Annotated in this window: 22 protein-coding genes and 2 pseudogenes; 13 read left to right on the top strand and 11 right to left on the bottom strand. The window is 58.1% G+C overall.

Annotation, left to right across the window (positions count from 1 at the left end; all coding sequences use genetic code 11):
* Window positions 1–53: 53 nt before the first annotated feature.
* From minE to minC, 3 genes are read right to left on the bottom strand one after another with little or no spacing between them, the layout of a single operon-like run.
* Window positions 54–323 (bottom strand): cell division topological specificity factor MinE, encoded by a 270-nt coding sequence (gene minE / locus ENTCL_RS09925; RefSeq protein ID WP_013365984.1) that lies wholly within the window; start codon window positions 321–323, stop codon window positions 54–56.
* A 3-nt stretch (window positions 324–326) separates the two neighbouring features.
* Entirely contained in the window at window positions 327–1139 is an 813-nt protein-coding gene (minD, locus tag ENTCL_RS09930; RefSeq protein WP_013365985.1) for a septum site-determining protein MinD, read from the bottom strand.
* Window positions 1140–1162: 23 nt separating this feature from the next.
* Window positions 1163–1861, bottom strand: a complete 699-nt coding sequence (gene minC / locus ENTCL_RS09935; RefSeq protein WP_013365986.1) for a septum site-determining protein MinC — start codon at window positions 1859–1861, stop codon at window positions 1163–1165.
* A gap of 125 nt (window positions 1862–1986) precedes the next feature.
* Between minC and ENTCL_RS09940 the strand changes: the two genes are divergently transcribed.
* From ENTCL_RS09940 to ENTCL_RS09950, 3 genes are all read left to right on the top strand, one after another.
* A complete protein-coding gene (locus ENTCL_RS09940) occupies window positions 1987–2262 on the top strand; it encodes a YcgL domain-containing protein (protein ID WP_013365987.1) in 276 nt (91 codons plus the stop codon).
* Between the two features lie 20 nt (window positions 2263–2282).
* Window positions 2283–2942 carry a fumarylacetoacetate hydrolase family protein gene (locus tag ENTCL_RS09945; protein ID WP_013365988.1) on the top strand — a complete coding sequence of 220 codons (660 nt, stop codon included), beginning with the start codon at window positions 2283–2285 and terminating at the stop codon, window positions 2940–2942.
* A 94-nt stretch (window positions 2943–3036) separates the two neighbouring features.
* Complete coding sequence (locus tag ENTCL_RS09950; protein ID WP_013365989.1) at window positions 3037–3483, top strand: YcgN family cysteine cluster protein; 447 nt, start codon at window positions 3037–3039, stop codon at window positions 3481–3483.
* Window positions 3484–3555: 72 nt separating this feature from the next.
* Here the strand turns inward: ENTCL_RS09950 and dsbB are convergent, their stop codons facing one another.
* Window positions 3556–4086: a disulfide bond formation protein DsbB gene (dsbB, locus tag ENTCL_RS09955; RefSeq protein ID WP_013365990.1), complete on the bottom strand. Its 531-nt coding sequence runs from the start codon at window positions 4084–4086 to the stop codon at window positions 3556–3558.
* A gap of 136 nt (window positions 4087–4222) precedes the next feature.
* Window positions 4223–5779 (bottom strand): Na(+)/H(+) antiporter NhaB, encoded by a 1557-nt coding sequence (gene nhaB, locus ENTCL_RS09960; RefSeq protein ID WP_013365991.1) that lies wholly within the window; start codon window positions 5777–5779, stop codon window positions 4223–4225.
* Window positions 5780–6002: 223 nt separating this feature from the next.
* Here nhaB and fadR point away from each other — a divergent pair, with 223 nt between their 5' ends.
* Window positions 6003–6722, top strand: a complete 720-nt coding sequence (fadR, locus tag ENTCL_RS09965; protein WP_013365992.1) for a fatty acid metabolism transcriptional regulator FadR — start codon at window positions 6003–6005, stop codon at window positions 6720–6722.
* A gap of 58 nt (window positions 6723–6780) precedes the next feature.
* On the opposite strand, the gene ENTCL_RS09970 is transcribed toward fadR, so the two are convergent.
* On the bottom strand, window positions 6781–8313 hold the full coding sequence (locus ENTCL_RS09970; protein ID WP_013365993.1) for a SpoVR family protein: 1533 nt from the start codon (window positions 8311–8313) through the stop codon (window positions 6781–6783).
* Between the two features lie 321 nt (window positions 8314–8634).
* Here ENTCL_RS09970 and ENTCL_RS09975 point away from each other — a divergent pair, with 321 nt between their 5' ends.
* The 3 genes and pseudogenes from ENTCL_RS09975 to ENTCL_RS24150 form a co-directional block, all read left to right on the top strand.
* The gene (locus ENTCL_RS09975; RefSeq protein WP_013365994.1) at window positions 8635–9933 is read left to right on the top strand and encodes a D-amino acid dehydrogenase; all 1299 of its coding nucleotides are present in this window, start codon (window positions 8635–8637) and stop codon (window positions 9931–9933) included.
* A 23-nt stretch (window positions 9934–9956) separates the two neighbouring features.
* Window positions 9957–11027 (top strand): catabolic alanine racemase DadX, encoded by a 1071-nt coding sequence (gene dadX / locus ENTCL_RS09980; RefSeq protein ID WP_013365995.1) that lies wholly within the window; start codon window positions 9957–9959, stop codon window positions 11025–11027.
* Window positions 11028–11034: 7 nt separating this feature from the next.
* Window positions 11035–11130: pseudogene (locus ENTCL_RS24150) on the top strand (hypothetical protein); the annotation flags it as partial.
* Here the strand turns inward: ENTCL_RS24150 and ENTCL_RS09985 are convergent.
* Window positions 11089–12804 (bottom strand): annotated as a pseudogene (locus tag ENTCL_RS09985) (potassium/proton antiporter); the annotation flags it as partial. The pseudogenes ENTCL_RS24150 and ENTCL_RS09985 sit on opposite strands and share 42 nt — an antisense overlap.
* 96 nt (window positions 12805–12900) lie before the next feature.
* On the bottom strand, window positions 12901–13815 hold the full coding sequence (gene ldcA, locus ENTCL_RS09990) for a muramoyltetrapeptide carboxypeptidase (protein WP_013365997.1): 915 nt from the start codon (window positions 13813–13815) through the stop codon (window positions 12901–12903).
* A gap of 92 nt (window positions 13816–13907) precedes the next feature.
* On the opposite strand from ldcA, the gene emtA reads away from it, so the two are divergent.
* Window positions 13908–14522 (top strand): membrane-bound lytic murein transglycosylase EmtA, encoded by a 615-nt coding sequence (gene emtA, locus ENTCL_RS09995; RefSeq protein ID WP_013365998.1) that lies wholly within the window; start codon window positions 13908–13910, stop codon window positions 14520–14522.
* Here the strand turns inward: emtA and ycgR are convergent.
* The gene (gene ycgR / locus ENTCL_RS10000) at window positions 14519–15250 is read right to left on the bottom strand and encodes a flagellar brake protein YcgR (RefSeq protein ID WP_013365999.1); all 732 of its coding nucleotides are present in this window, start codon (window positions 15248–15250) and stop codon (window positions 14519–14521) included. The two genes, emtA and ycgR, sit on opposite strands and share 4 nt — an antisense overlap.
* 202 nt (window positions 15251–15452) lie before the next feature.
* Here ycgR and ENTCL_RS10005 point away from each other — a divergent pair, with 202 nt between their 5' ends.
* Window positions 15453–15710: a GlsB/YeaQ/YmgE family stress response membrane protein gene (locus ENTCL_RS10005; protein ID WP_013366000.1), complete on the top strand. Its 258-nt coding sequence runs from the start codon at window positions 15453–15455 to the stop codon at window positions 15708–15710.
* Window positions 15711–15763: 53 nt separating this feature from the next.
* Here the strand turns inward: ENTCL_RS10005 and treA are convergent, their stop codons facing one another.
* Window positions 15764–17467: an alpha,alpha-trehalase TreA gene (gene treA, locus ENTCL_RS10010; protein WP_013366001.1), complete on the bottom strand. Its 1704-nt coding sequence runs from the start codon at window positions 17465–17467 to the stop codon at window positions 15764–15766.
* A 220-nt stretch (window positions 17468–17687) separates the two neighbouring features.
* Between treA and phnC the strand changes: the two genes are divergently transcribed.
* The 4 genes from phnC (at window position 17688) to phnE (ENTCL_RS10030) (ending at window position 21319) form a co-directional block, all read left to right on the top strand.
* Entirely contained in the window at window positions 17688–18530 is an 843-nt protein-coding gene (phnC, locus tag ENTCL_RS10015; protein WP_013366002.1) for a phosphonate ABC transporter ATP-binding protein, read from the top strand.
* Window positions 18531–18553: 23 nt separating this feature from the next.
* Window positions 18554–19495, top strand: a complete 942-nt coding sequence (gene phnD / locus ENTCL_RS10020) for a phosphonate ABC transporter substrate-binding protein (protein ID WP_013366003.1) — start codon at window positions 18554–18556, stop codon at window positions 19493–19495.
* A 79-nt stretch (window positions 19496–19574) separates the two neighbouring features.
* Window positions 19575–20441, top strand: coding sequence for a phosphonate ABC transporter, permease protein PhnE (gene phnE / locus ENTCL_RS10025; protein WP_013366004.1), 867 nt, complete (start codon window positions 19575–19577; stop codon window positions 20439–20441).
* Window positions 20438–21319: a phosphonate ABC transporter, permease protein PhnE gene (phnE, locus tag ENTCL_RS10030; protein ID WP_013366005.1), complete on the top strand. Its 882-nt coding sequence runs from the start codon at window positions 20438–20440 to the stop codon at window positions 21317–21319. Before phnE (ENTCL_RS10025) ends, phnE (ENTCL_RS10030) begins: the two co-directional genes overlap by 4 nt.
* Window positions 21320–21322: 3 nt before the next feature.
* Here the strand turns inward: phnE (ENTCL_RS10030) and ENTCL_RS10035 are convergent, their stop codons facing one another.
* Window positions 21323–21988, bottom strand: coding sequence for an HAD family hydrolase (locus tag ENTCL_RS10035; protein WP_013366006.1), 666 nt, complete (start codon window positions 21986–21988; stop codon window positions 21323–21325).
* Window positions 21989–22097 lie beyond the last annotated feature (109 nt).

The following is a 22097-nucleotide window of genomic DNA, read 5'->3' on the forward strand; positions in this document are numbered from 1 at the left end:
TCAGAAACCCGGGCGGCGCAACGTCCGCCCGGCTGATAACAGACTGGATGCTTTTACGTTCGTGACTCTTCCGCTTCCGGAAGCGTCACGTTGAGCTCCAGAATGGAGATGTCGCCGTCTTTTTGCTCCAACTGCACGGTAACCATTTCCGGGTCGATCTGCACGTATTTACAAATCACCTCCAGAATATCCTTCCTGAGCTGCGGCAAATAGTGCGGCTCCGCATCGCTGCGGCGACGCTCGGCAACGATAATTTGCAGGCGCTCTTTAGCGATATTGGCGGTGTTCTTTTTTCGTGAGAGAAAAAAGTCGAGTAATGCCATAACTTATCCTCCGAACAGGCGTTTGAGGAAACCTTTCTTCTCTTCTTCGATGAAGCGGAAAGGGCGTTCTTCTCCCAGCAGACGTTCAACGGTATCCGCGTAGGCTTTACCTGCGTCAGATATCGTATCCAGAATAACGGGTTCACCCTGGTTAGAGGCGCGCAGAACAGATTGATCTTCCGGGATCACGCCAACCAGTTTAATGCGCAGAATTTCCAGCACATCTTCCATGCTCAGCATATCGCCGTTGTTCACCCGGCTCGGGTTGTAACGGGTCAGCAGCAGATGTTCTCTAATCGCATCGTCGCCGTTCTCGGCGCGGCGTGATTTCGATGCCAGGATGCCGAGAATACGGTCTGAGTCGCGCACGGAAGAGACTTCCGGGTTGGTGGTGATAATGGCTTCGTCAGCGAAATAGAGCGCCATCAGCGCGCCGGTTTCGATACCGGCCGGCGAATCGCAGACGATGAAGTCAAAATCCATTTTCTTGAGTTCATCAAGCACTTTCTCCACGCCTTCACGGGTCAGCGCATCTTTATCGCGGGTCTGTGACGCCGGGAGAATATAGAGATTTTCAGTACGCTTGTCTTTAATCAGCGCCTGATTAAGCGAGGCATCACCCTGGATGACGTTAACGAAGTCATACACGACACGGCGCTCACAACCCATGATCAGGTCAAGGTTACGCAGGCCAATATCAAAATCGATAACGACAGTTTTCTTTCCCTTCTGGGCCAAACCAGTAGCGATGGCCGCGCTGGAGGTGGTCTTGCCAACGCCCCCTTTACCCGAAGTAACTACAATAATGCGTGCCATAGAAATTCCTTGTTAAAAAGGGATTAGTTTAACGGTTCAATTGTCAGAGCGGTGGCGTCCAGACGCAGACGGGCCGCTTTGCCATAAAATTCGGCCGGGATTTTATCGCTCAGCCAGTACTCCCCTGCGATGGACACCAGTTCCGCTGCAAGGTGAGTACAAAATATTTGTGCGTCTCTGTCGCCGCTGGCGCCAGCCAGCGCGCGTCCACGCATCATGCCATAAACGTGAATATTGCCGTCGGCGATAAGTTCCGCGCCGGCGCTGACGTGACTTGTCACAATCAGATCACAGTGTGGTGCATAAATCCGCTGACCGGAACGAACCGGCATATCAATCAATCGCGTTTTTGTGACCGGGGTAGCAATTGGGGCGGGCGCAGGCGGTTCTTTCGGAGCCGAACGCGCGATTTTTTCTTTCCCTTCAGTTAATAAGGGAATACCCGCACGGTCTATTTCCGCCTTTAATTCCGGATTTTTACAGCCACTGACGCCCATAATGCGCAGGCCCGTTGCGGTAATAGCCTGCTGTAAAGGCTGCCAGTTCACGGCATCGACAAGACTGCTGATATTCACCACCACAGGCGCATGGCGTAAAAACGCCGGTGCCTGGGCGATTTTGTCTTCTAACGCCTGACGAATAACCTCGGGTTTTGCCTCATGCAAATGAACCACTGATAAGGTAAAGCTACTGCCTTTAAGTTCGATTGGCGTATATGACATCCTGGCCTTACTCAATTTATTCTCTATCGCCCGCCGACGTGCGGTGATATTCCGAAGACTATCAGGCATGTTATAGTCACTAATATACAGAGGCAAGTAACCACGGACTAATTCAGAGTAAAAGTATGTTTTGTGTGATCTACCGGAGTACCAAACGCGACCAGACCTACCTGTATGTCGAAAAAAAAGACGATTTTTCGCGCGTACCGGAGGAGTTAATGCAGGGATTCGGCCAGCCGAAGCTGGTGATGATCCTGCCGCTTGATGGCCGCAAAAAGCTGGTCAATGCCGACCTCGACAAAGTAAAACAGGCGCTGGCCGATCAGGGCTACTATCTGCAGCTTCCGCCTCCGCCGGAAAACCTGCTGAAGCAATATCTGGCGGAGAACGGAAAAAAATAACGTTCGATTAGGGGTGTACTATGTATCAGCATCATAACTGGCAGGGAGCGCTGCTGGATTACCCGGTCAGCAAAGTGGTTTGTGTGGGCAGCAACTACGCTAAACACATTCAGGAGATGGGAAGCGCCGTGCCGGATGAGCCGGTGCTGTTTATCAAACCTGAAACGGCGCTGTGCGACATTCGCCAGCCGCTGGTGCTGCCGCAGGGGCTAGGCTCGGTACATCATGAGGTGGAGCTGGCGATACTGATCGGCGGCACGCTGCGCCAGGCGGCCGAAGAGCATGTGCGCAAAGCGATTGCTGGCTACGGCGTGGCGCTCGATCTCACGCTGCGCGACGTCCAGGGCAAAATGAAAAAGGCCGGTCAGCCGTGGGAAAAAGCCAAAGGCTTTGACTACTCGTGCCCGATTTCCGGCTTTATTCCCGCCGCCGAGTTTCAGGGCGACCCGCAGAACACCCCGTTGTCGCTAAAAATTAACGGCGATGTGCGCCAGCAGGGCTCGACGGCGGATATGATCCATAAAATCGTGCCCCTCATCGCCTATATGAGCCGTTTCTTCACCCTGAAGAGCGGCGACGTTATCCTGACCGGCACACCGGAGGGCGTCGGCCCGCTGCACAGCGGCGACGAGCTGGAGGTGAGCTTCAACGGCCACTCGCTGACGACCCGCGTGCTGTAACGGCGAATTGCCGCCTGATAAAGGCGGCAAAACTTGCATCCGCAGGCCAGACTGGTTATAAGGTGCACCCTGGTTTTTAATGGCGGATATCCTGATGAGCGACACACCTTTCTGGCAGCGTAAAACGCTGGAGCAAATGACAGATGCCGAGTGGGAGTCTCTGTGCGACGGCTGCGGACAGTGCTGCCTGCACAAGCTGATGGATGACGACACCGATGAAATCTATTTCACCAACGTCGCCTGCCGCCAGCTCAACATTAAGACCTGCCAGTGCCGCAACTACGAGCGCCGCTTCGAATACGAGCCGGACTGCATCAAGCTTACCCGCGACAACCTGCCCACCTTCGAGTGGCTGCCGCATACCTGCGCCTACCGCCTGCTGGCGGAGGGGAAACCGCTGCCGGCCTGGCACCCGCTGCTTACCGGGTCAAAAGCGGCAATGCACGGCGAACGCATTTCGGTGCGTCATATTGCGGTAAAAGAATCCGAAGTCAGAGACTGGCAGGATCATATTTTAAATAAACCGGACTGGGCGCGTTAATCATCGCGTTAACTGGTTGATACATGAAATAATAAAGGCTCCCGCAGGAGCCTTTATTATTTTGGCGTTTATTTATCGCCCGAAGAGATCGCGTTTTTTCGGCTTGAACGGCTGGGCCAGCAATACCAGCACCGCGATAAGCAGATAGGCGGCAAAAATACCTACCAGCCACTGCGGCATTTCCAGCGTGAGGAATTCCCACTGACGCACCGCGCAGTCGCCGCTGGCCACAAACACCTGCGGCAGCCATTTATCGAGCGGCAGCCAGGTCGGGAAACGCGCGGCGAAGTCACAGGTCATAAACGGGGAAGGGTGGAGCTGGATCATGGTGTGCTCCCACGCCAGCTGCAGCCCGCGCCAGGCGCTGTAAATCCAGATCAGAATCGCCGCGTAGCGCAGCGGTGATTTCGGCGCAATCGCGCCAACCAGCCCGGCGCCCATCACGCCAAACAGCGCGCAGCGCTCGTAGATGCATAACACACAGGGTTTCAGCAGCATGACATGCTGGAACCAGAGTGCCACCATCTCCAGCGCAAAAGCGGTTAACGCCATCAGTAACCACGCTCCGCGACCTCGGGAGCACTGGTTTAAAAATCGCAACATAATCATTTCCCTGGAACATGCAAAGACAAGGCAGTGTAAACGAAAACCATAGCAGCGCCACTACCCGGAGTGAAAATATTATAGCTGCATATAATTTTCACCCGGTGATAACCACCGGGTGCCAATTTTGCAACGTTTAACGGGTCGGAAGCGGGGCGCTGATGATAAGGCCATGGGCCGACAGCCAGTCGGTGGCGGGGATCAGCGTAAACTCGACGCACAGCAGCCCGACCAGCGTCAGCACCAGCGTATAGGGCAGCGCCATCCAGACCATACGTCCGTACGACAGGCGGATAAGCGGCGCCAGCGCCGAGGTGAGCAGGAACAGAAACGCCGCCTGGCCGTTCGGCGTCGCCACCGACGGCAGGTTGGTTCCGGTGTTAATCGCCACCGCCAGCATCTCAAACTGCGGCAAAGAGATTGCGCCATGCTCCAGCGCCGCCTTTGCCTCGTTGATGTACACCGTCCCTACAAAGACGTTATCGGAAATCGACGACAGCAGGCCGTTGAACAGATAGAACAGCGACAGCTGCGCATGCGGCGAGGCCTGCAGCACAAAGTTAATGATGGGCGCAAACAGCTGCTGGTCGATAATCACCGCAACGACGGCGAAGAACACGGTCAGCAGCGCCGTAAAGGGCAGCGCTTCGGTAAACGCTTTACCGATGGCGTGCTCATCGGTCACGCCGGTAAGCGACGTTGCGAGAATAATGACCGACAGGCCGATGAGTCCTACCTCGGCAAGATGGAAGGCCAGCGCGGCGATAAGCCAGACGCCGATAATGCCCTGTACCACGAGGCGCATTACGTCCTGACGGCTGCGCTGCTGACGGCCGCGGGTATCAAAATCGTGCAGCACCGCGCGTACGCTCTCCGGCAGCGGCTCACCGTAGCCGAACAGCCTGAATTTCTCGACCAGCAGGCAGGTCAGCAGGCCGCAGACAAAGACCGGCAGGGTGACGGGCATCATGCGCAGGAAAAACTCGCCGAAGTGCCATCCCGCCGTTTTGGCGATGATCAGATTTTGCGGTTCGCCGACCATGGTCATCACGCCGCCGAGCGCGGTGCCCACCCCGGCATGCATCATCAGGCTGCGCAGAAAGGCGCGGAATTTCTCCAGCACTTCGCGGTAGTGCTTATCAATATGGCTGTCGTCCTGCAGATCGCTATCGTCGGAGCGCGCCGAGGCCACGCGGTGGTAAATACCGTAAAAACCGACGGCGACGCTGATAATCACCGCCACCACCGTCAGGGCATCGAGGAAAGCGGACAGGAAGGCGGCGGCAAGGCAGAACGCCACCGACAGCAGCATCTTGCTGCGAATCGTCAGCAGCAGACGGGTAAAGATGAACAGCAGGAGCTGCTTCATAAAGTAAATCCCGGCCACCATGAACATCAGCAGCAGCAGGACTTCCAGATTATTGGCAATCTCTTCACGCACGTGGTCGGCGCGGGTCATGCCAATCAGCACTGCCTCGATAGCCAGCAGGCCGCCGGGAAGAAGCGGGTAGCACTTGAGCGCCATCGCCAGCGTAAAAATGAACTCAATCACCAGTAGCCAGCCTGCAGTAAAGGGGCTGAAGGCGAAAACGATCGGATTGATGATTAAGAAGAGCAGTAGGGCCAGCTTGTACCAGTCCGGTGACTGGCCGAGAAAATTGCGCCATAGCGCGCGAGAGTTAGACATTTCCATGACAGTGTTCCGATCCCGTCGGCGGTAAAACAAACGTTCCTGATAGATGAGCGTGTAAGTATCAGTCCTCAACCCGTCAGGATCAACCCGCGCGTGCGGAATAACAAATTTGGTAAAATGAAACGGCGATCCCTTTTTAATTAACGCTGCGTGCTATCTGCCCCCGGGCAGCTCTGGTATGATGAGTTTATAATTTGCAACGCTGTGTAATGGAAATCTTACTATGGTCATTAAGGCGCAAAGCCCGGCGGGTTTCGCGGAAGAGTACATCATTGAAAGTATTTGGAATAACCGCTTTCCCCCTGGATCTATTCTGCCTGCTGAGCGTGAACTCTCCGAACTGATTGGCGTCACGCGAACCACCTTACGCGAAGTGTTGCAGCGTCTTGCCCGTGATGGATGGCTCACCATTCAGCATGGCAAGCCGACAAAAGTGAATAACTTCTGGGAAACCTCCGGCCTGAATATTCTCGAAACGCTGGTGCGTCTTGACCATGACAGCGTCCCGGAGCTGATTGACAATCTGCTCTCTGTGCGTACCAACATCGCCACCATCTTTATCCGCACGGCGTTCCGCCAGCACCCGGATAAGGCGCTGGAAGTGCTGGCGAAAACGCGTCAGATTGAAGATCACGCCGATGCCTTCGCCGACCTCGACTACAACGTGTTCCGCGGCCTGGCGTTTGCCTCCGGCAACCCGATCTACGGGCTTATTATCAACGGCATGAAAGGGCTGTATACCCGCATCGGCCGTCACTATTTCTCCAGCCCGGAAGCCCGCAGCCTTGCCCTCGGCTTTTATCATCAGCTGGCGAAAGTGTGTGAAGAAGGGCTGCATGAGCAGGTGTACGAAACGGTTCGCCGTTACGGGCACGAGAGCGGTCTTATCTGGCACAAGATGCAGAAAACGCTGCCGGGCGACTTAGCGATTCACGGTCGCTGAGCGCAGGACAAAGAATAAAGATGAAACGGGCCGCGCTGAGCGGCCCGTTTTTTTAGGGTTACAGCAGATTTTGCCGCGGCGGGCAGCGTTCCAGTAGCTCAATGCTGCCGTCCGCGTTTTGTTGCTCCAGCAGCACATCAAACCCCCACAGGCGATGCACGTGCTTAAGCACCTCGCGTCGTCCCATGTCGAGCGGCGCGCGGTTGTGTGGAACGTAGCGCAGCGTGAGCGAGCGATCGCCACGCAAATCTACGTTCCAGACCTGAATATTCGGCTCCAGGTTGCTGAGGTTATACTGCGACGACAGCCGGTTGCGGATCTCGCGGTAGCCCTCTTCGTTGTGGATCGCCGAAATTTCCAGATAGTTGTTGCGATCGTCGTCCAGCACCGTAAACAGGCGGAAATCGCGCATCACCTTCGGCGACAGGAACTGGCTGATGAAGCTCTCGTCCTTAAAGTCGCGCATGGCGAAATGCAGGGTGTCCAGCCAGTCGGAGCCGGCGATATCCGGGAACCAGTAGCGGTCCTCTTCGGTGGGCGACTGGCAAATACGCTTGATATCCTGGAACATGGCGAAGCCCAGCGCATAGGGGTTAATACCGCTGTACCACGGGCTGTTATAGGGCGGCTGGAAGACCACGTTAGTGTGGCTGTGCAGGAACTCCAGCATAAAGCGCTCGGTCACTTTCCCCTCATCGTACAGATGGTTAAGGATAGTGTAGTGCCAGAACGTCGCCCAGCCTTCGTTCATCACCTGGGTCTGCTTCTGCGGATAAAAGTACTGGCTCACCTTGCGCACAATGCGCAGGATTTCACGCTGCCAGGACTCGAGCAGCGGCGCGTTCTTCTCCATAAAATAGAGCAGATTCTCCTGCGGCTCGGAGGGGTAACGCCGCGCCGAGGCGATGGTTTTCTCCTCTTCGCGTTTGGGCAGCGTACGCCACAGCATATTTACCTGGCTTTGCAGATACTCTTCCCGGCTTTTTTGCCGCGCCTTTTCCTCCTGCAGCGAAATTTTCTGCGGGCGTTTATAGCGATCCACGCCGTAGTTCATCAGCGCATGGCAGGAGTCGAGCAGCTTCTCGACCTCGTCGACGCCGTAGCGCTCTTCGCATTCGGTGATGTATTTGCGGGCGAAAATCAGGTAGTCGATTATCGAGCTGGCGTCGGTCCAGCTGCGGAACAGATAGTTGTTCTTGAAAAAGGAGTTATGGCCGTAGCAGGCATGCGCCATCACCAGCGCCTGCATGGTCATGGTGTTCTCCTCCATCAGGTAGGCGATACACGGGTTGGAATTGATCACGATTTCATAGGCCAGCCCCTGCTGCCCGTGCTTGTAGAGCCGCTCCGTCTCAATGAATTTTTTGCCAAACGACCAGTGCGGGTAGTTGATAGGCATCCCGACGCTGGAATAGGCATCCATCATCTGCTCGGAGGTAATGACTTCGATTTGGTGGGGATAGGTGTCGAGCCGATACAGCTTTGCCACGCGGTCGATCTCCGCCAGATAGGTATCCAGCAGATCGAAGGTCCAGTCGGGTCCGTCGCTCAGACGTGTGGCGTCCTTGTTCATGGAATCAATCGTAGCCATTAGCGCGCCCTCATTGTTGGCGGTTCTCTCTGTCTGGAGAGCCTCATATCAAGGATAGAACACCACGGATGGAACGTGTGACGCGCAAATATTTTTTCTTCGCGATTTCCCTGCGGCAATGGCGATGTTTTTTCATTTTTGCAACATTTTATACTGACGAAAATTAACGCGCAGCAGGAGATACCAAATACGCTACATCCCGCGCGACATAGGCTTATGTGAGGTAAGTCACCATAAAAAAAGCATATGTTGAATAATATTTTCGTCTGGGTTATCAATTTGTAATCAGGAGATTGTTCTTTTACTTATTCTGGAGCAGCTATGCGTGTTGTCATACTGGGAAGTGGCGTTGTCGGTGTAACCAGCGCCTGGTATTTACGTCAGGCAGGTCACGACGTGACGGTCATCGACAGAGAGTCTGGCCCGGCGCTGGAAACCAGCGCGGCGAACGCCGGACAAATTTCCCCCGGCTATGCCGCGCCCTGGGCGGCGCCTGGCGTACCGCTGAAGGCCATTAAGTGGATGTTCCAGCGCCATGCGCCGCTGGCGATCAGCCTCGACGGCACGCAGTTTCAGCTCAAATGGATGTGGCAGATGTTACGCAACTGCGACACCCGCCACTATATGGAAAACAAGGGGCGGATGGTGCGCCTTGCCGAGTACAGCCGCGACTGCCTGAAAGCGCTGCGCGAAGAGACCGGGATTCAGTACGAAGGACGGCAGGGCGGTACGCTGCAGCTGTTCCGCACCGAGCAGCAGTATGAAAACGCCACCCGCGACATCGCCGTGCTGGAAGACGCTGGCGTGCCGTATCAGCTGCTGGAGTCCCGTCGTCTGGCGGAGGTTGAACCGGCGCTGGCGGAGGTCGCCCACAAGCTGACCGGCGGCCTGCGCCTGCCGAACGATGAAACCGGCGACTGCCAGCTCTTCACCCAACGTCTGGCGAGAATGGCCCAGGAGGCGGGCGTCGTCTTCCGCTTTAATACTCCGGTCGATCGCCTGCTGTACGAAGGCGAGCAGATTTACGGCGTACAGTGCGGCGATGAGCTGGTGAAAGCCGACGCCTATGTGATGGCGTTTGGTTCGTACTCCACCGCCATGCTGAAAGGCATGGTTGATATCCCGGTGTACCCGCTGAAGGGCTACTCGTTGACCATCCCGGTGAAGGAGGACGACGGCGCGCCGGTATCAACCATTCTTGATGAAACCTACAAGATTGCCATCACCCGTTTTGATAACCGTATTCGCGTCGGCGGGATGGCGGAAATCGTCGGTTTTAACACCGAGCTGCTGAAGCCGCGTCGCGAAACGCTGGAGATGGTGGTTCGCGATCTGTTCCCGCGCGGCGGCTATGTCGAACAGGCGACGTTCTGGACCGGCCTGCGCCCGATGACGCCGGACGGTACGCCGATCGTCGGCCGTACCCCGTATAAGAACCTGTGGCTGAATACCGGGCACGGCACGCTGGGCTGGACGATGGCCTGCGGATCCGGGCAACTGCTCAGCGATTTGCTGTCCGGGCGTACGCCGGCTATTCCCTATGACGATCTCAGCGTTGCCCGCTACAGCCCCGGGTTCACGCCGTCGCGCGCGCAGCATCTGCATGGCGCTCATCATTAACTTTCACGCTACAAGGAGCGGTTATGTCACGTCCTGTGGTTGCCAGCCTGGATTTGCAGGCCCTGCGGCACAACCTGTCGGTGGTCAGACGGGCGGCGCCGGGTTCCCGCGTCTGGTCGGTGGTGAAGGCCAACGCGTACGGTCACGGTATCGACCGTATCTGGAGCGCGCTAAAGGAAACCGACGGCTTCGCCATGCTCAACCTGGAAGAGGCCATTCTGCTGCGCGAGCGCGGCTGGAAGGGGCCGGTCCTGATGCTCGAGGGGTTCTTTCAGGCCGAAGATCTGGCGCTGTTTGATAAATATCGGCTGACCACCACCGTACACAGCAACTGGCAGATCAAGGCGTTGCAGAATGCGCGCCTGCATGCGCCGCTGGATGTGTACGTCAAGGTGAACAGCGGGATGAACCGGCTGGGCTTTACGCCGCAGCGGCTGCACACCGCATGGCAGCAGCTGCGCGCACTGCCAAACGTCGGCGATATGACGCTGATGTCCCATTTTGCCGATGCGGAAAAACCGGACGGTATCCGCGAGGCGATGGTGCAAATCGAGCAGGCGGCGGAAGGGCTGGGCTGTCCGCGCTCGCTGTCGAATTCGGCGGCGACGCTCTGGCACCCTGAGGCGCATTTTGACTGGGTCAGGCCGGGCATCGTGCTTTACGGCGCGTCGCCGTCGGGGCAGTGGCAGGATATCGCCAACAGCGGCCTGAAGCCGGTGATGACGCTCAGCAGCGAAATCATCGGCATTCAGAATCTCAAGCCGGGCGACACGGTAGGCTATGGCCGCCTGTACCGGGCGACGCAGGAGCAGCGCATCGGCATTGTGGCCTGCGGCTATGCCGACGGCTATCCGCGCATTGCGCCGGACAACACGCCGGTGCTGGTGGACGGCGTGCGCACCGGCACCGTCGGGCGGGTCTCAATGGATATGCTGGCGGTGGACCTGACGCCGTGTCCGCAGGCCGGTATCGGCACGCCGGTAGAGCTGTGGGGCAATGAGATCAAGATTGACGATGTCGCCAGCTGCTGCGGCACCGTCGGCTATGAGCTGATGTGCGCGCTGGCGCCGCGCGTCCCGGTAGTGACAGTGTAACGTTTTTATCTGCGCTCTCCCGGATAGCGGGAGGGCGCGATGCTTATTCCGTTTCCTCTTCCGCCACGCGTACGCCGACTTTGCGTACGGTGCTCTCCTCTTTCTCCGCGACCGTCCACACCATCCCGGCAAACTCAACCTGGTCGCCGACCACCGGCGCGGCCCCCAGCAGATGCTGGATTATCTCGCCCAGCGTTTGCTGGTTGTCGCGAAACTCTTCGCCGCCGTCGAGGCCGTAAATCAGCGCCACGTCGGCAAACTTCGCCGTACCTTCAAGGATAAAGTCGCCGAAAAAGCGCTGATCCAGCGACACCGGCGGCGACTGGCTGAACAGCTTGCCGAGCGCGGGCAGGTCGTGCTCGCGGCCGATCACGCACAGAATATCGCCTTCGCGCAGGCGGGTGCTGCCCGTCGGGTGCAGCAGCACGTTATCGCGAAACAGGGCGGCGATACGGGTCTCCTGCGGCATATGCAGGTCGCGCAGCGCCGCGCCGACGCACCATTTGTCCGCGCTCAGCTGATACACAAACTGCTCCCACGGGTTTTCCGGATGGATATCCAGCCCGACGCGCGATACCGGCCAGCCTACCGGCGGCACCACGACTTTGGCCTTCTTCGCCGCCCAGGAGAGCGATGTGCCCTGAAGCAGCAGCGAGACCAGCACCACGAAGAAGGCGACGTTAAAGAACAGTTTGGCGTTTTCCAGCCCGGCCATCATCGGGAAGACCGCCAGAATAATCGGCACCGCGCCGCGCAGGCCGACCCAACTGATAAAGACGCGCTCGCGCAGGTTGAAGCCGCGAAACGGCAGCAGACCGCCGAACACCGACAGCGGACGGGCGACGAAGATCATCCACGCCGAGAGCAGCAGCGCCGGGACGGCGATCGACCACAGATCGGACGGATTCACCAGCAGGCCCAGCACCAGGAACATGCCGATCTGCGCCAGCCACGCCAGGCCGTCAAAGTTTTGCAGAATGCCGAAACGGTTGCGGATAGGGCGGTTGCCGAGCAGGAAACCACAGAGGTAAACCGCAAGAATCCCGCTGCCGTTAAGCGAGGTGGTGGTGGCGAAAATCATGATCCCGCCGCTCAGCGCCAGCAGCGGATAGAGGCCCGTCGGAAGCGAAATACGGTTGATCATCTGCAGCAGCAGGTAGCCGCCGCCGAGGCCAATCAGAATGCCTAAGCCGAACTGCTGGATAATGTGCACCGCAAACATCCAGGTCAGGCCGAACTGGTGCTGCTGAATCATCTCAATCAGGGTGATGGTCAGGAAGACCGCCATCGGATCGTTGCTGCCGGATTCAATTTCAAGCGTTGCGCCGACGCGCTCGTTAAGCCCTTTGCCGCCAAGCAGCGAGAAGACGGCGGCGGCGTCGGTAGAGCCGACAATGGCGCCAATCAGCATCCCGTCAATCAGGGGCAGATGAAACAGCCAGGCGGCCATCATCCCGGTCAGGCCGGAGGTGATCAGCACGCCGACGGTGGCAAGCGACAGCGCCGGGCCCAGCGCTACGCGAAACGAGCTCGCTTGGGTGCGCATCCCGCCGTCCAGCAGGATCACCGCAAGCGCCAGGTTGCTTATCATGTATGCGAACGGGTAATTATCGAAAGGAATACCGCCGACGCCATCAATACCGGCCAGCATGCCGATAGCGAGGAAGATAACCAGAATCGGGATACCAAGACGCGAGGAGAATGAACTTAATAAAATACTGCAGGTGACCAGCACCGAACCCAAAATAAACAGACTGATTATTGCCCCGGCATCCAACGTTCACGTACTCCCCTGACAGCGTGAATTGAGGAAATAACGTTACCATATTCAGTACCTGAATCGGTGGATTTCTCGGGGCTTAGGCCGTTTTTTTTATTCGCTGAGCACCGGATGGCCGCTCACCGTCAGGGTCGCGCTTTTCTCGTTGTGGATAAGCGTCGCCTGGGCGCCGAGAGGCAGCGTCACGGTGCGCTGCTCGTGGCCGAAATCCAGACCGCTGATTATCGGCGTCGCCAGCCGCGAACGCAGGTAGTCGATCATGGATTGCAGGGTATACCCGGCGTCGTAATCGTTAGGCTCCGCGCCGCTAAAGCTGCCGAGCACGATGGCGTTCTGGCGCTCCAGGATACCGGCGTAGTGAAGCTGCAGCAGCATACGCTCTACGCGAAACGGGTGCTCGTTAATGTCTTCGAGCACCAGAATACCGTTCTCAATCGGCGGCAGCCACGGGGTGCCGATAAGCGAGACCAGCATCGCCAGGTTTCCGCCCCACAGCGTACCGCTCGTACGGCAGCGCGGGCCGTCGCCAGACCATTCGACGGTATAGCGGGGGCTTCGCAGCGCCCGCCAGAAGTGCTCAACGGTAAACTCGTTCAGCGTCGGCGCGCCGAAATTGCCGGCCAGCATCGGGCCGCTGAAGGTGATGACGCCGCCCGCCGCCAGCAGCCCCATCTGGATAGCGGTAAAATCGCTGTGTCCGCAGATAAGCAGCGGATCGCGGCGCTGGCGCTCGACCAGCGCCTGCCAGCTGATGTCGGCCATCAGGCGGCTGGCGCCGTACCCGCCGCGCACCGGCATCACAATGCGATTTTTCCCGGCAAGGGTCGCAAGGGCGTTGATATCGTTCAGCCGCTCTGTTTCCTGCCCGGCGAAGCGCTGCTGGCGACGGGTGACAACCTGCTGATTTTCCACCGGGTGCCCGGCGTCTTCCAGACGCTGAATACCGCAGGCGGCGGCCTGCTGATTGATGCAATAACCGGAGGGCGCAATCAGATGAAACAGAGACATGGCATTTCCTTGCTAAGATTGAAACGGGTATCATGCCGCCAGAGTAACTCGTTGTCATTACGCGTGGCACATTTCAGTAAAAGGATAGATGCGTGAAATTGAGATGGTTTGTGATTTTATTTGTCTTGCTTGCCGGATGCAGCTCAAAACAAGATTACCGTAATCCGCCGTACGACCCGACGGTACCCGTCCAGCGTGCCATGCAATGGATGCCGATAAGCCAGAAGGCGGGAGCGGCCTGGGGGCTGGATCCAAAATTCATCACCGCGATCATTGCGGTGGAGTCGGGCGGCAACCCGAACGTGGTGAGTAAATCCAACGCGGTGGGGCTGATGCAGCTGAAGGCCTCTACCGCCGGGCGGGAGGTGTACCGCTATATGGGCTGGAACGGCGAGCCCTCGACCAGCGAGCTGAAAAACCCGGAGCGCAACATCTCGATGGGGACCGCCTATTTCAGCATTCTGGAGCATGGCGTGCTGGCCGGGATCAAGGACCCGGAAGTCATGCAGTATGCGCTGGTGGTCTCATACGTCAACGGCGCAGGCGCGCTGCTGCGCACCTTCTCATCCGATCGCAAAAAGGCCATCGACAAAATCAATGACCTCGATAAAGACGAATTTTTCGACCATATCGTGAAAAACCACCCTGCGCCGCAGGCCCCTCGCTATATCTGGAAGGTGCAAAAGGCCATGGACGCTATCGATTAACGCACCTTATTGGCGCGATCGCGCGCCTCGCGCTCCAGCGAGAAGATAATGCGCTGGAGCGTGCGCTCAACGGCCGGGCTGACGTTAAGAAAGCGGAAGCTCAGGCGCGGCGTGGTGATGGTTTCATTTTTGCTGTCCACCACCTGTCGCTCGCTGATGGAAATCAGCTGGGTATCGAAATGAAATTTTCCCCACTCGCCCATGTCCAGCTCAACCTGCGGCAGGCGCAGCCCGTTTTGTAAAATGGCCGGCGGCGGCTCGTCCATTAATGCCCCCATTCCGCCCAGCGACAGGTCAAACAGGCGAAAGCGGATCTCTTTGTTATCCGGCAATCGCGCCTTGCAGTAATAAATCGGGTGCAGCGGCGCGCTGATGCGAAAATATTCGCGGCGCTGGACGAACCACAGCGAAGGCGGCAGCGGCATGGTAAATGCCGGGAGATCGAGATACAGACCGTGAGTCAGACGGGGTAGGGTAAATTCAATTTTCGCGCCCTGCGTTTCGGCAGAGATTTCAATATTTTCCGCGCGCAGCGCCGCGCGGTTTTCATATTCCTGACTGCCGTAATCGATAATCACGCCCTGAGCGGAAACGTCAAGAATACGGCTAATAAACTGTCCTGTCGTCCATGATACGCGCAGAGGAACGCGGTCGCGATGCAGATCGCGGAGAACGTTTAACACTGCCAGCGGATTTTGCTTAAGAAATTGCTCATTATAATGACTCACACTAGGTAGCTCCCAGTTGACGGACCTTCGGTAAAGTATCGGCACGGTAAATCAGAACTTAAGGCAAACAGGTGAAAAATTTAGGCGGTATAAAAATTTATCTTCCCGGCCTCTTTTTTCAGTATGTTTACCTATACTTAAGCTATCCGGATGACAAGATTTAAGCATTATTTTTGTGATTATTTTTTGGAGGATGGTGGTTATGGGTATCATTACGTGGATTGTGTTCGGCCTCATTGCCGGGGTGATTGCGAAATTTATCATGCCCGGACGTGACGGCGGCGGGTTTATTCTGACCTGCGTACTGGGTATTGTCGGCGCCGTCGTCGGCGGCTGGCTGGCGACGATGTTTGGCATCGGCGGAAGCGTGACCGGCTTTAATTTGCACAGCTTCCTGGTGGCCGTGGTGGGCGCGCTGGTGGTGCTCCTGGTTTTCAGACTGGTACGCAAGAGCAGTTAATCGTATTTTCATGTTGAAAATGCCCGGCAACGTGGAGTTGCCGGGCATTTTTATTACGACGTTTTCTCCGCCGCAGGGGCCGGGGCAGGCGTCGCTGTCGGAGCCGGGCGGGAGGCCGGAACGTTGTCGCACGGCTTCTCTTTCGGGCAGATAAGATCCAGCATCTTCAGCGTCACGCCGTTGGTCCAGCCGAAGCCGTCCTGCAGCGGATACTCACCGCCGCCACCGCCGGTTCCGGTGGTGTTGACGTCATATTTTTCCACCAGTTTTTTCTCCCGATCGTAGGTATGCTGCACGTTGGTGAGAAAACTCCAGCTGATGTCCATCGCCACTTTGTCTTCACCGTAGTTTTGCAGCCCTTCAACCGCGACCCACTGCAGGGGCGCCCAGCCGTTAGGGGCATCCCACTGCTGGCCGCTGCTTACGGTGGTGGTGGCGATCCCGCCCGGTTTTAGCAGGTGCGCCTGCGTTGCCGCCGCCACCTTATCCGCACGGTCCTTCGGGGCCGCGTTGACGAACAGCGGGAACAGCGCGGCGGCGGTGAGCGGACTCCGCACCTTGCGGGTTTTCAGGTCGTAATCGGCGTACCATCCCTCTTTGTCGTTCCACAGGTATTTTTCCATCGCCTTCTGGCGAGCCGTCGCCAGCTGGTCATACCGCGCGGCGTTGTCCGCATCGCCGCTGGCCCTGCTGGCCGAAGCGATCGTCTTTTCCATTTTGTACATCAGGGCGTTCAAATCGACCGGCACAATGCTGGTGGTGCGCAGCGTGCTGAGCTTTTGCGGATCGTCCATCCAGCGGGAACTGAAGTCCCAGCCGGAGGCCGCCGCGGCGCGGAGATCGCGATAGATCCCGGTCGCCGGACGGCCTGGGTCGCTTTTGGCCGTATTGACATCATCAAGCCAGGACTCCGGGCGCGGGGTGTCTTCATTATCCCAGTAACGGTTCAGCACCGCGCCATCGTCCATTTTGACCACCCGTTTGTCCGCTTTCCCCGGCGACAGCGCATCCTGTCCTTCCATCCAGTAAGCGTGCTCTTTTTCCATCTGCGGCAGGTATTTTTTCAGCGCGGCGTCGCCGTCGCGGCTGGCGAGCAGTTCGACCATGAAGGCGAAAAATGGCGGCTGCGAACGGCTCAGATAATAGCTGCGGTTGCCGTTGGGAATATGCCCCCAGGCGTCTATTTCCCAGGCAAAGTTGGCGACCATATCCTCGACGCTATCCCAGCGGCCGCTTGCGGCGAGCCCCAGCATGGTGAAGTAGCTGTCCCAGTAATATATCTCGCGAAACCGGCCGCCGGGCACTACGTAGGGTTTGGGCAGCGGCAGCAGCGAATCCCATCTGGCGGCGGAGTCCGCGGTACGCGTCAGGACGGGCCACAGGCTGGTGATGTGTTCGCGCAGGCTCCGGCCGGCCGGTGGGACATATTTCTTCTTTTCTTCCGGCAGGGTGAAGTTTACGTCGACGAAATGGCGCAGGTCGAAGCTGTACTGGTTTCGCTGCATCCGGTAGTCGGCCAGGATCATCAGCGGGTCGCTTTTGGGCACCGCGTCGGCAAAGGTTTTCTGATCCGGAAAGAGTTTCGCGCGCTGCACGTCGCTGAACAGCGGTCCGAGCAGCTCGTCGGGCGACTGCGGCGGCGTCGGTTTGGCGTCCTCTGCGTGTACCGCCGCGGCAAGCGAAAGCAGCGCGCCGCCCAGCGCCAGCGGAACGGCGAGACGCCCAGGGAGAGGACGGCGCGAGGTACGGGTCATCATCGGTTTTTCTCCTTGTTGTATTCGAATACGGCGGGCTGCCTGCAACCCTCAGAAAACCTTAGCCGAATATCGTCCGCCGCGCCTGAAATCGCAGGGGAAAAATCAGGCAGTATTAACGTTTGCATCGCCCGGTTTCATCGGACCTTCGCTTTTCTGTCATTAAATCTTCACGCAAACCGCCGTTAATAACCCTCGGCTGAAGCATGTACAGGAAAAGCAAATGAATAACGCTCGCGCACTATTGACAGCAAACGACTATCAGGCTCTGACGCAAATAAATCCCGTCCGGCAACGCAAGGTGTTGAGCGTGAAAAATTTGTGCAAATCCTATAACGCGCATCAGACGGTGCTAAACGACATTAGCTTCGATCTTCACGCCGGTGAAATGGTGGGAATTATCGGCCGCTCCGGCGCCGGGAAATCCACGCTGCTGCACGTGCTGAACGGCACGCATACCGTGACCTCCGGCGAGCTGCTGAGCCACCCGGAGGTGGGTACGCCGCGCGACGTCTCCGGGCTGAAGGGGCGGGCGTTGAACCAGTGGCGCAGCGAATGCGGGATGATTTTCCAGGACTTCTGCCTGGTGCCGCGCCTCGACGTGCTGACCAACGTGCTGCTGGGACGCCTCAGCCAGACCTCCACGCTGAAGTCGCTGTTCAAAGTGTTTTCGCCGGAGGACCGGGCGAAGGCGATTTCGCTGCTGGAATGGATGAGCATGCTGCCGCATGCGCTGCAGCGGGCGGAGAATCTCTCCGGCGGGCAGATGCAGCGCGTGGCGATTTGCCGCGCCCTGATCCAAAACCCCTCAATCCTGCTGGCCGACGAGCCGGTCGCCTCTCTCGACCCCAAAAACACCCAGCGCATTATGCGGGTGCTGCGCGAGGTGAGCGAGCAGGGGATAAGCGTCATGGTCAACCTCCACTCGATTGAGCTGGTGAAAGAATATTGCCCCCGCGTGATTGGCATCGCGCAGGGACAAATTGTGTTTGACGGAAGCCCGGCGCAGCTGACGCCGGATGTTCTGCACACACTGTACGGCGATGAAATAAGTCAACTCCATTAATTCAGACAACACGGGCAATGATAATGAAAAAGCAGATGACAGGCGCATTACGTTTTTCCGCTATGATGGCAGGACTTCTGATGGCATGGCAGGCGAGTGCGGCTGAACAACCCAAGGAATTGAATCTGGGGATCCTGGGTGGACAAAACGCAACGCAGCAAATCGGCGACAACCAGTGCGTGAAGCAGTTCCTCGACAAGGAGCTGAACGTGGATACTAAACTTCGCAACTCGTCTGACTACTCTGGCGTGATCCAGGGTCTGCTGGGCGGGAAAGTCGACGTGGTGCTGAGCATGTCGCCGTCGTCCTACGCGTCGGTTTACATCAATAACCCGAAAGCGGTGGATATCGTCGGTATCGCCGTTGACGACAAGGATCAGTCCCGCGGCTACCACTCGGTGGTTATCGTAAAAGCGGACAGCCCGTACAAATCGCTCGACGAGCTGAAAGGGAAAGCCTTCGGCTTCGCCGACCCGGATTCAACCTCCGGCTTCCTGATCCCAAACCAGGCGTTCAAGCAAAAGTTCGGCGGTACTTCCGACAACAAATACAACAACTTCTTCTCAAGCGTCACCTTCTCGGGCGGCCATGAGCAGGACATTCTCGGCGTGCTGAACGGCCAGTTCGCCGGCGCGGTGACCTGGGCGTCGCTGGTGGGCGATTACAATACCGGCTATACCTCCGGCGCCTTCAACCGTCTGATCCGCATGGATCATCCTGACCTGATGAAGCAGATCCGCATTATCTGGAAATCGCCGCTGATCCCCAATGGCCCGATTCTGGTCAGCAACAGCCTGCCGGCCGATTTTAAAGCCAAAGTGGTTGCGGCGGTGAAAAAGCTCGATACCGACGACCACGCCTGCTTCGTGAAGGCGATGGGCGGTACGCAGCATATCGGCCCGGCAACCGTGGCGGATTTCCAACAGATCATCGACATGAAGCGCGAGCTGGTTAACGCGCGCTAATTCTTGCCTCAGGACCGCGCCAGGCGTCAGCCCGGCGCGGCGTCGGGTCATTATGTTCGCGACCGACCTGCGAGTGACTATGCTGAATACGGAATTTGAACGTTATTACCACCAGGTGAAGCATCGCCAGAAGCGCGATACCCTGACCTGGTCCGCTCTGCTGCTGGTGCTCTATTTTGCCGCCGGAAGCGCTGCCGAATTTAATCTCTTCACCATCTGGCATTCGCTGCCCAACTTCTTCGATTACATGCTGGAGACGCTGCCGACGCTGCACTTCCCGGTGTTGTTCGCCGATACGCACACCAAAGGCTCGCTGGCCTACTGGGGCTACCGCCTGCCTATTCAGCTGCCGCTTATCTGGGAAACCCTGCAGCTGGCGCTGGCCGCGACGCTGGCGGCGGTGGCGGTGGCGACGGTTCTCGCCTTCCTGGCGGCCCGCAACGCTTGGGCGCCAGCGGGAGTCCGCTTTGGCGTACGGGCGCTGGTCGCCTTTTTGCGCACCATGCCGGAGCTGGCGTGGGCGGTCATTTTCGTAATGGCGTTCGGCATTGGCGCGATCCCGGGCTTTCTCGCCCTGGCGCTGCACACCGTCGGCAGCCTGACCAAACTGTTCTATGAGGCGATTGAGAGCGCGCAGAACAAGCCGGTGCGCGGCCTGACCGCCTGCGGCGCGACGCCGGTTCAGCGCATGCGTTTCGCGCTCTGGCCGCAGGTAAAACCGGTGTTTCTCTCCTACGGCTTTATGCGCTTTGAGATTAACTTCCGCTCGTCGACAATTCTTGGGCTGGTGGGCGCCGGCGGTATCGGCCAGGAGCTGATGACCAACATTAAGCTCGATCGTTACGATCAGGTAAGCATTACGCTGCTGCTGATCATCATGGTGGTTTCACTGCTGGATATGCTCTCCGGGCGTCTGCGTCAGTGGGTTCTGGAGGGAGAAAAATGACACACTGGCAATCGGCCCCTGACGTTGCGTTAAGCCGCCAGCAGCACCGGAATCTGTTCCGCATGCAGGGGCGCTACCTGCGCCGCATCGCGCTGCTGGCGCTGGCGGTCGCACTGTATTATGTCTGGTTTTTCAGCCAGTTCGGCATTGGCTACGAGCAGCTGACCTCGGGGATGCAGCAGCTTGGCCGCTACTTCCTGCGCATGTTCGTCTGGCATGATTTCTTTAACTGGCCGTTCCGCTACTACTTCACGCAGATTGCCATCACCCTGGCGATTGTCTTTTCCGGCACGATCACCGCGACGGTTATCGCGCTGTTCCTCTCGTTTTTCGCCGCCCGCAATATCATGCGAGGGCGCGTCAGCGGGATTGTCGCCATGCTGGTCCGCCGGCTGTTCGATCTGCTGCGCGGTATCGACATGGCTATCTGGGGGCTGATTTTCGTGCGCGCCGTCGGGCTCGGACCGCTGGCGGGGGTGCTGGCGATTATTATGCAGGACACCGGCCTGCTGGGGCGCCTGTACGCGGAAGGGCATGAGGCCGTGGAGCGCTCGCCAGGACGCGGCCTGACGGCGGTCGGGGCGAACGGTCTGCAAAAACACCGCTTTGGCATTTTTACGCAATCATTCCCGACGTTTCTGGCGCTCAGCCTCTACCAGATTGAGTCGAACACCCGTTCGGCCGCGGTGCTGGGCTTCGTCGGCGCCGGGGGGATTGGCCTGATTTACGCGGAAAACATGCGTCTGTGGAACTGGGACGTGGTGATGTTCATTACCCTTATCCTGGTGGGGGTCGTGATGCTGATGGATACGCTCTCCGCCTGGCTGCGTCGGCGCTATATTCAGGGCACCCCGGTGCCCCTGTTTAACGCCGACTAACCCTTACGCCAGCGACCAGCTCACCGCTGGCCACTGGCGCGCCTCCCCCTGCGCGCGCAGCTGCGGGCAGGGGTTCACCAGCACCACCTTATCGGCCTGCAGACACAGCGGCAGGTCGTTAATGGAGTCGGTGTAAAACGTCACCGTCTCCGGCGCCGCAGCCTGCGTTTCCCGCCAGGCGTTAAACCGGGTAATTTTCCCCTGCTGATAGCTTGGCGTACCGCTGATGCAGTTGCTGTAGCGGTTGTCGCGCGTTCTGACCTCGACGCCGATCGCCTCATTGATGCCCAGCGCCCGGGCGATAGGCTTGACCAGCAGGCTGACCGAAGCGGAAATCACCAGCGTCGGCTGGCCCTGGGCGTTCAGCGTCTGGATAAGCTCCCGCGCCTGCGGGTAGACGCGCGGCAGGATAACGTCATCCACCCAGTGGGCTACCCTGGCGTCTACCTCCGGGATAGTCATGGCGGCGAGGGGAGAAAGAGTGAGCGCAACGTACTGGTGAAGGTCCATGCTGCCGTGAGCGTAGTCCTCCATCAGCGCGGCTTCGCGCGCCAGATAACGGTCATCATCGACCAGCCCCTCGCGGACCAGGTATTCACTCCACCAGGTGCTGCTGTCGCCGTCAATCAGCGTATTGTCTAAATCAAAGATGTGCAGGGAAGCGGACATATGCGTTCCAGTATTGGGATAAAGGTGGCAGGTATAGCAGTGCGATATGACACGCGGATGAAAAATCCGCGCAGCGCCACCGGCATTGAATGGTATCATTGTGCTTCGA

Origin of the sequence: [Enterobacter] lignolyticus SCF1, assembly GCF_000164865.1 — a bacterium.
GTDB lineage: Bacteria > Pseudomonadota > Gammaproteobacteria > Enterobacterales > Enterobacteriaceae > Enterobacter_B > Enterobacter_B lignolyticus.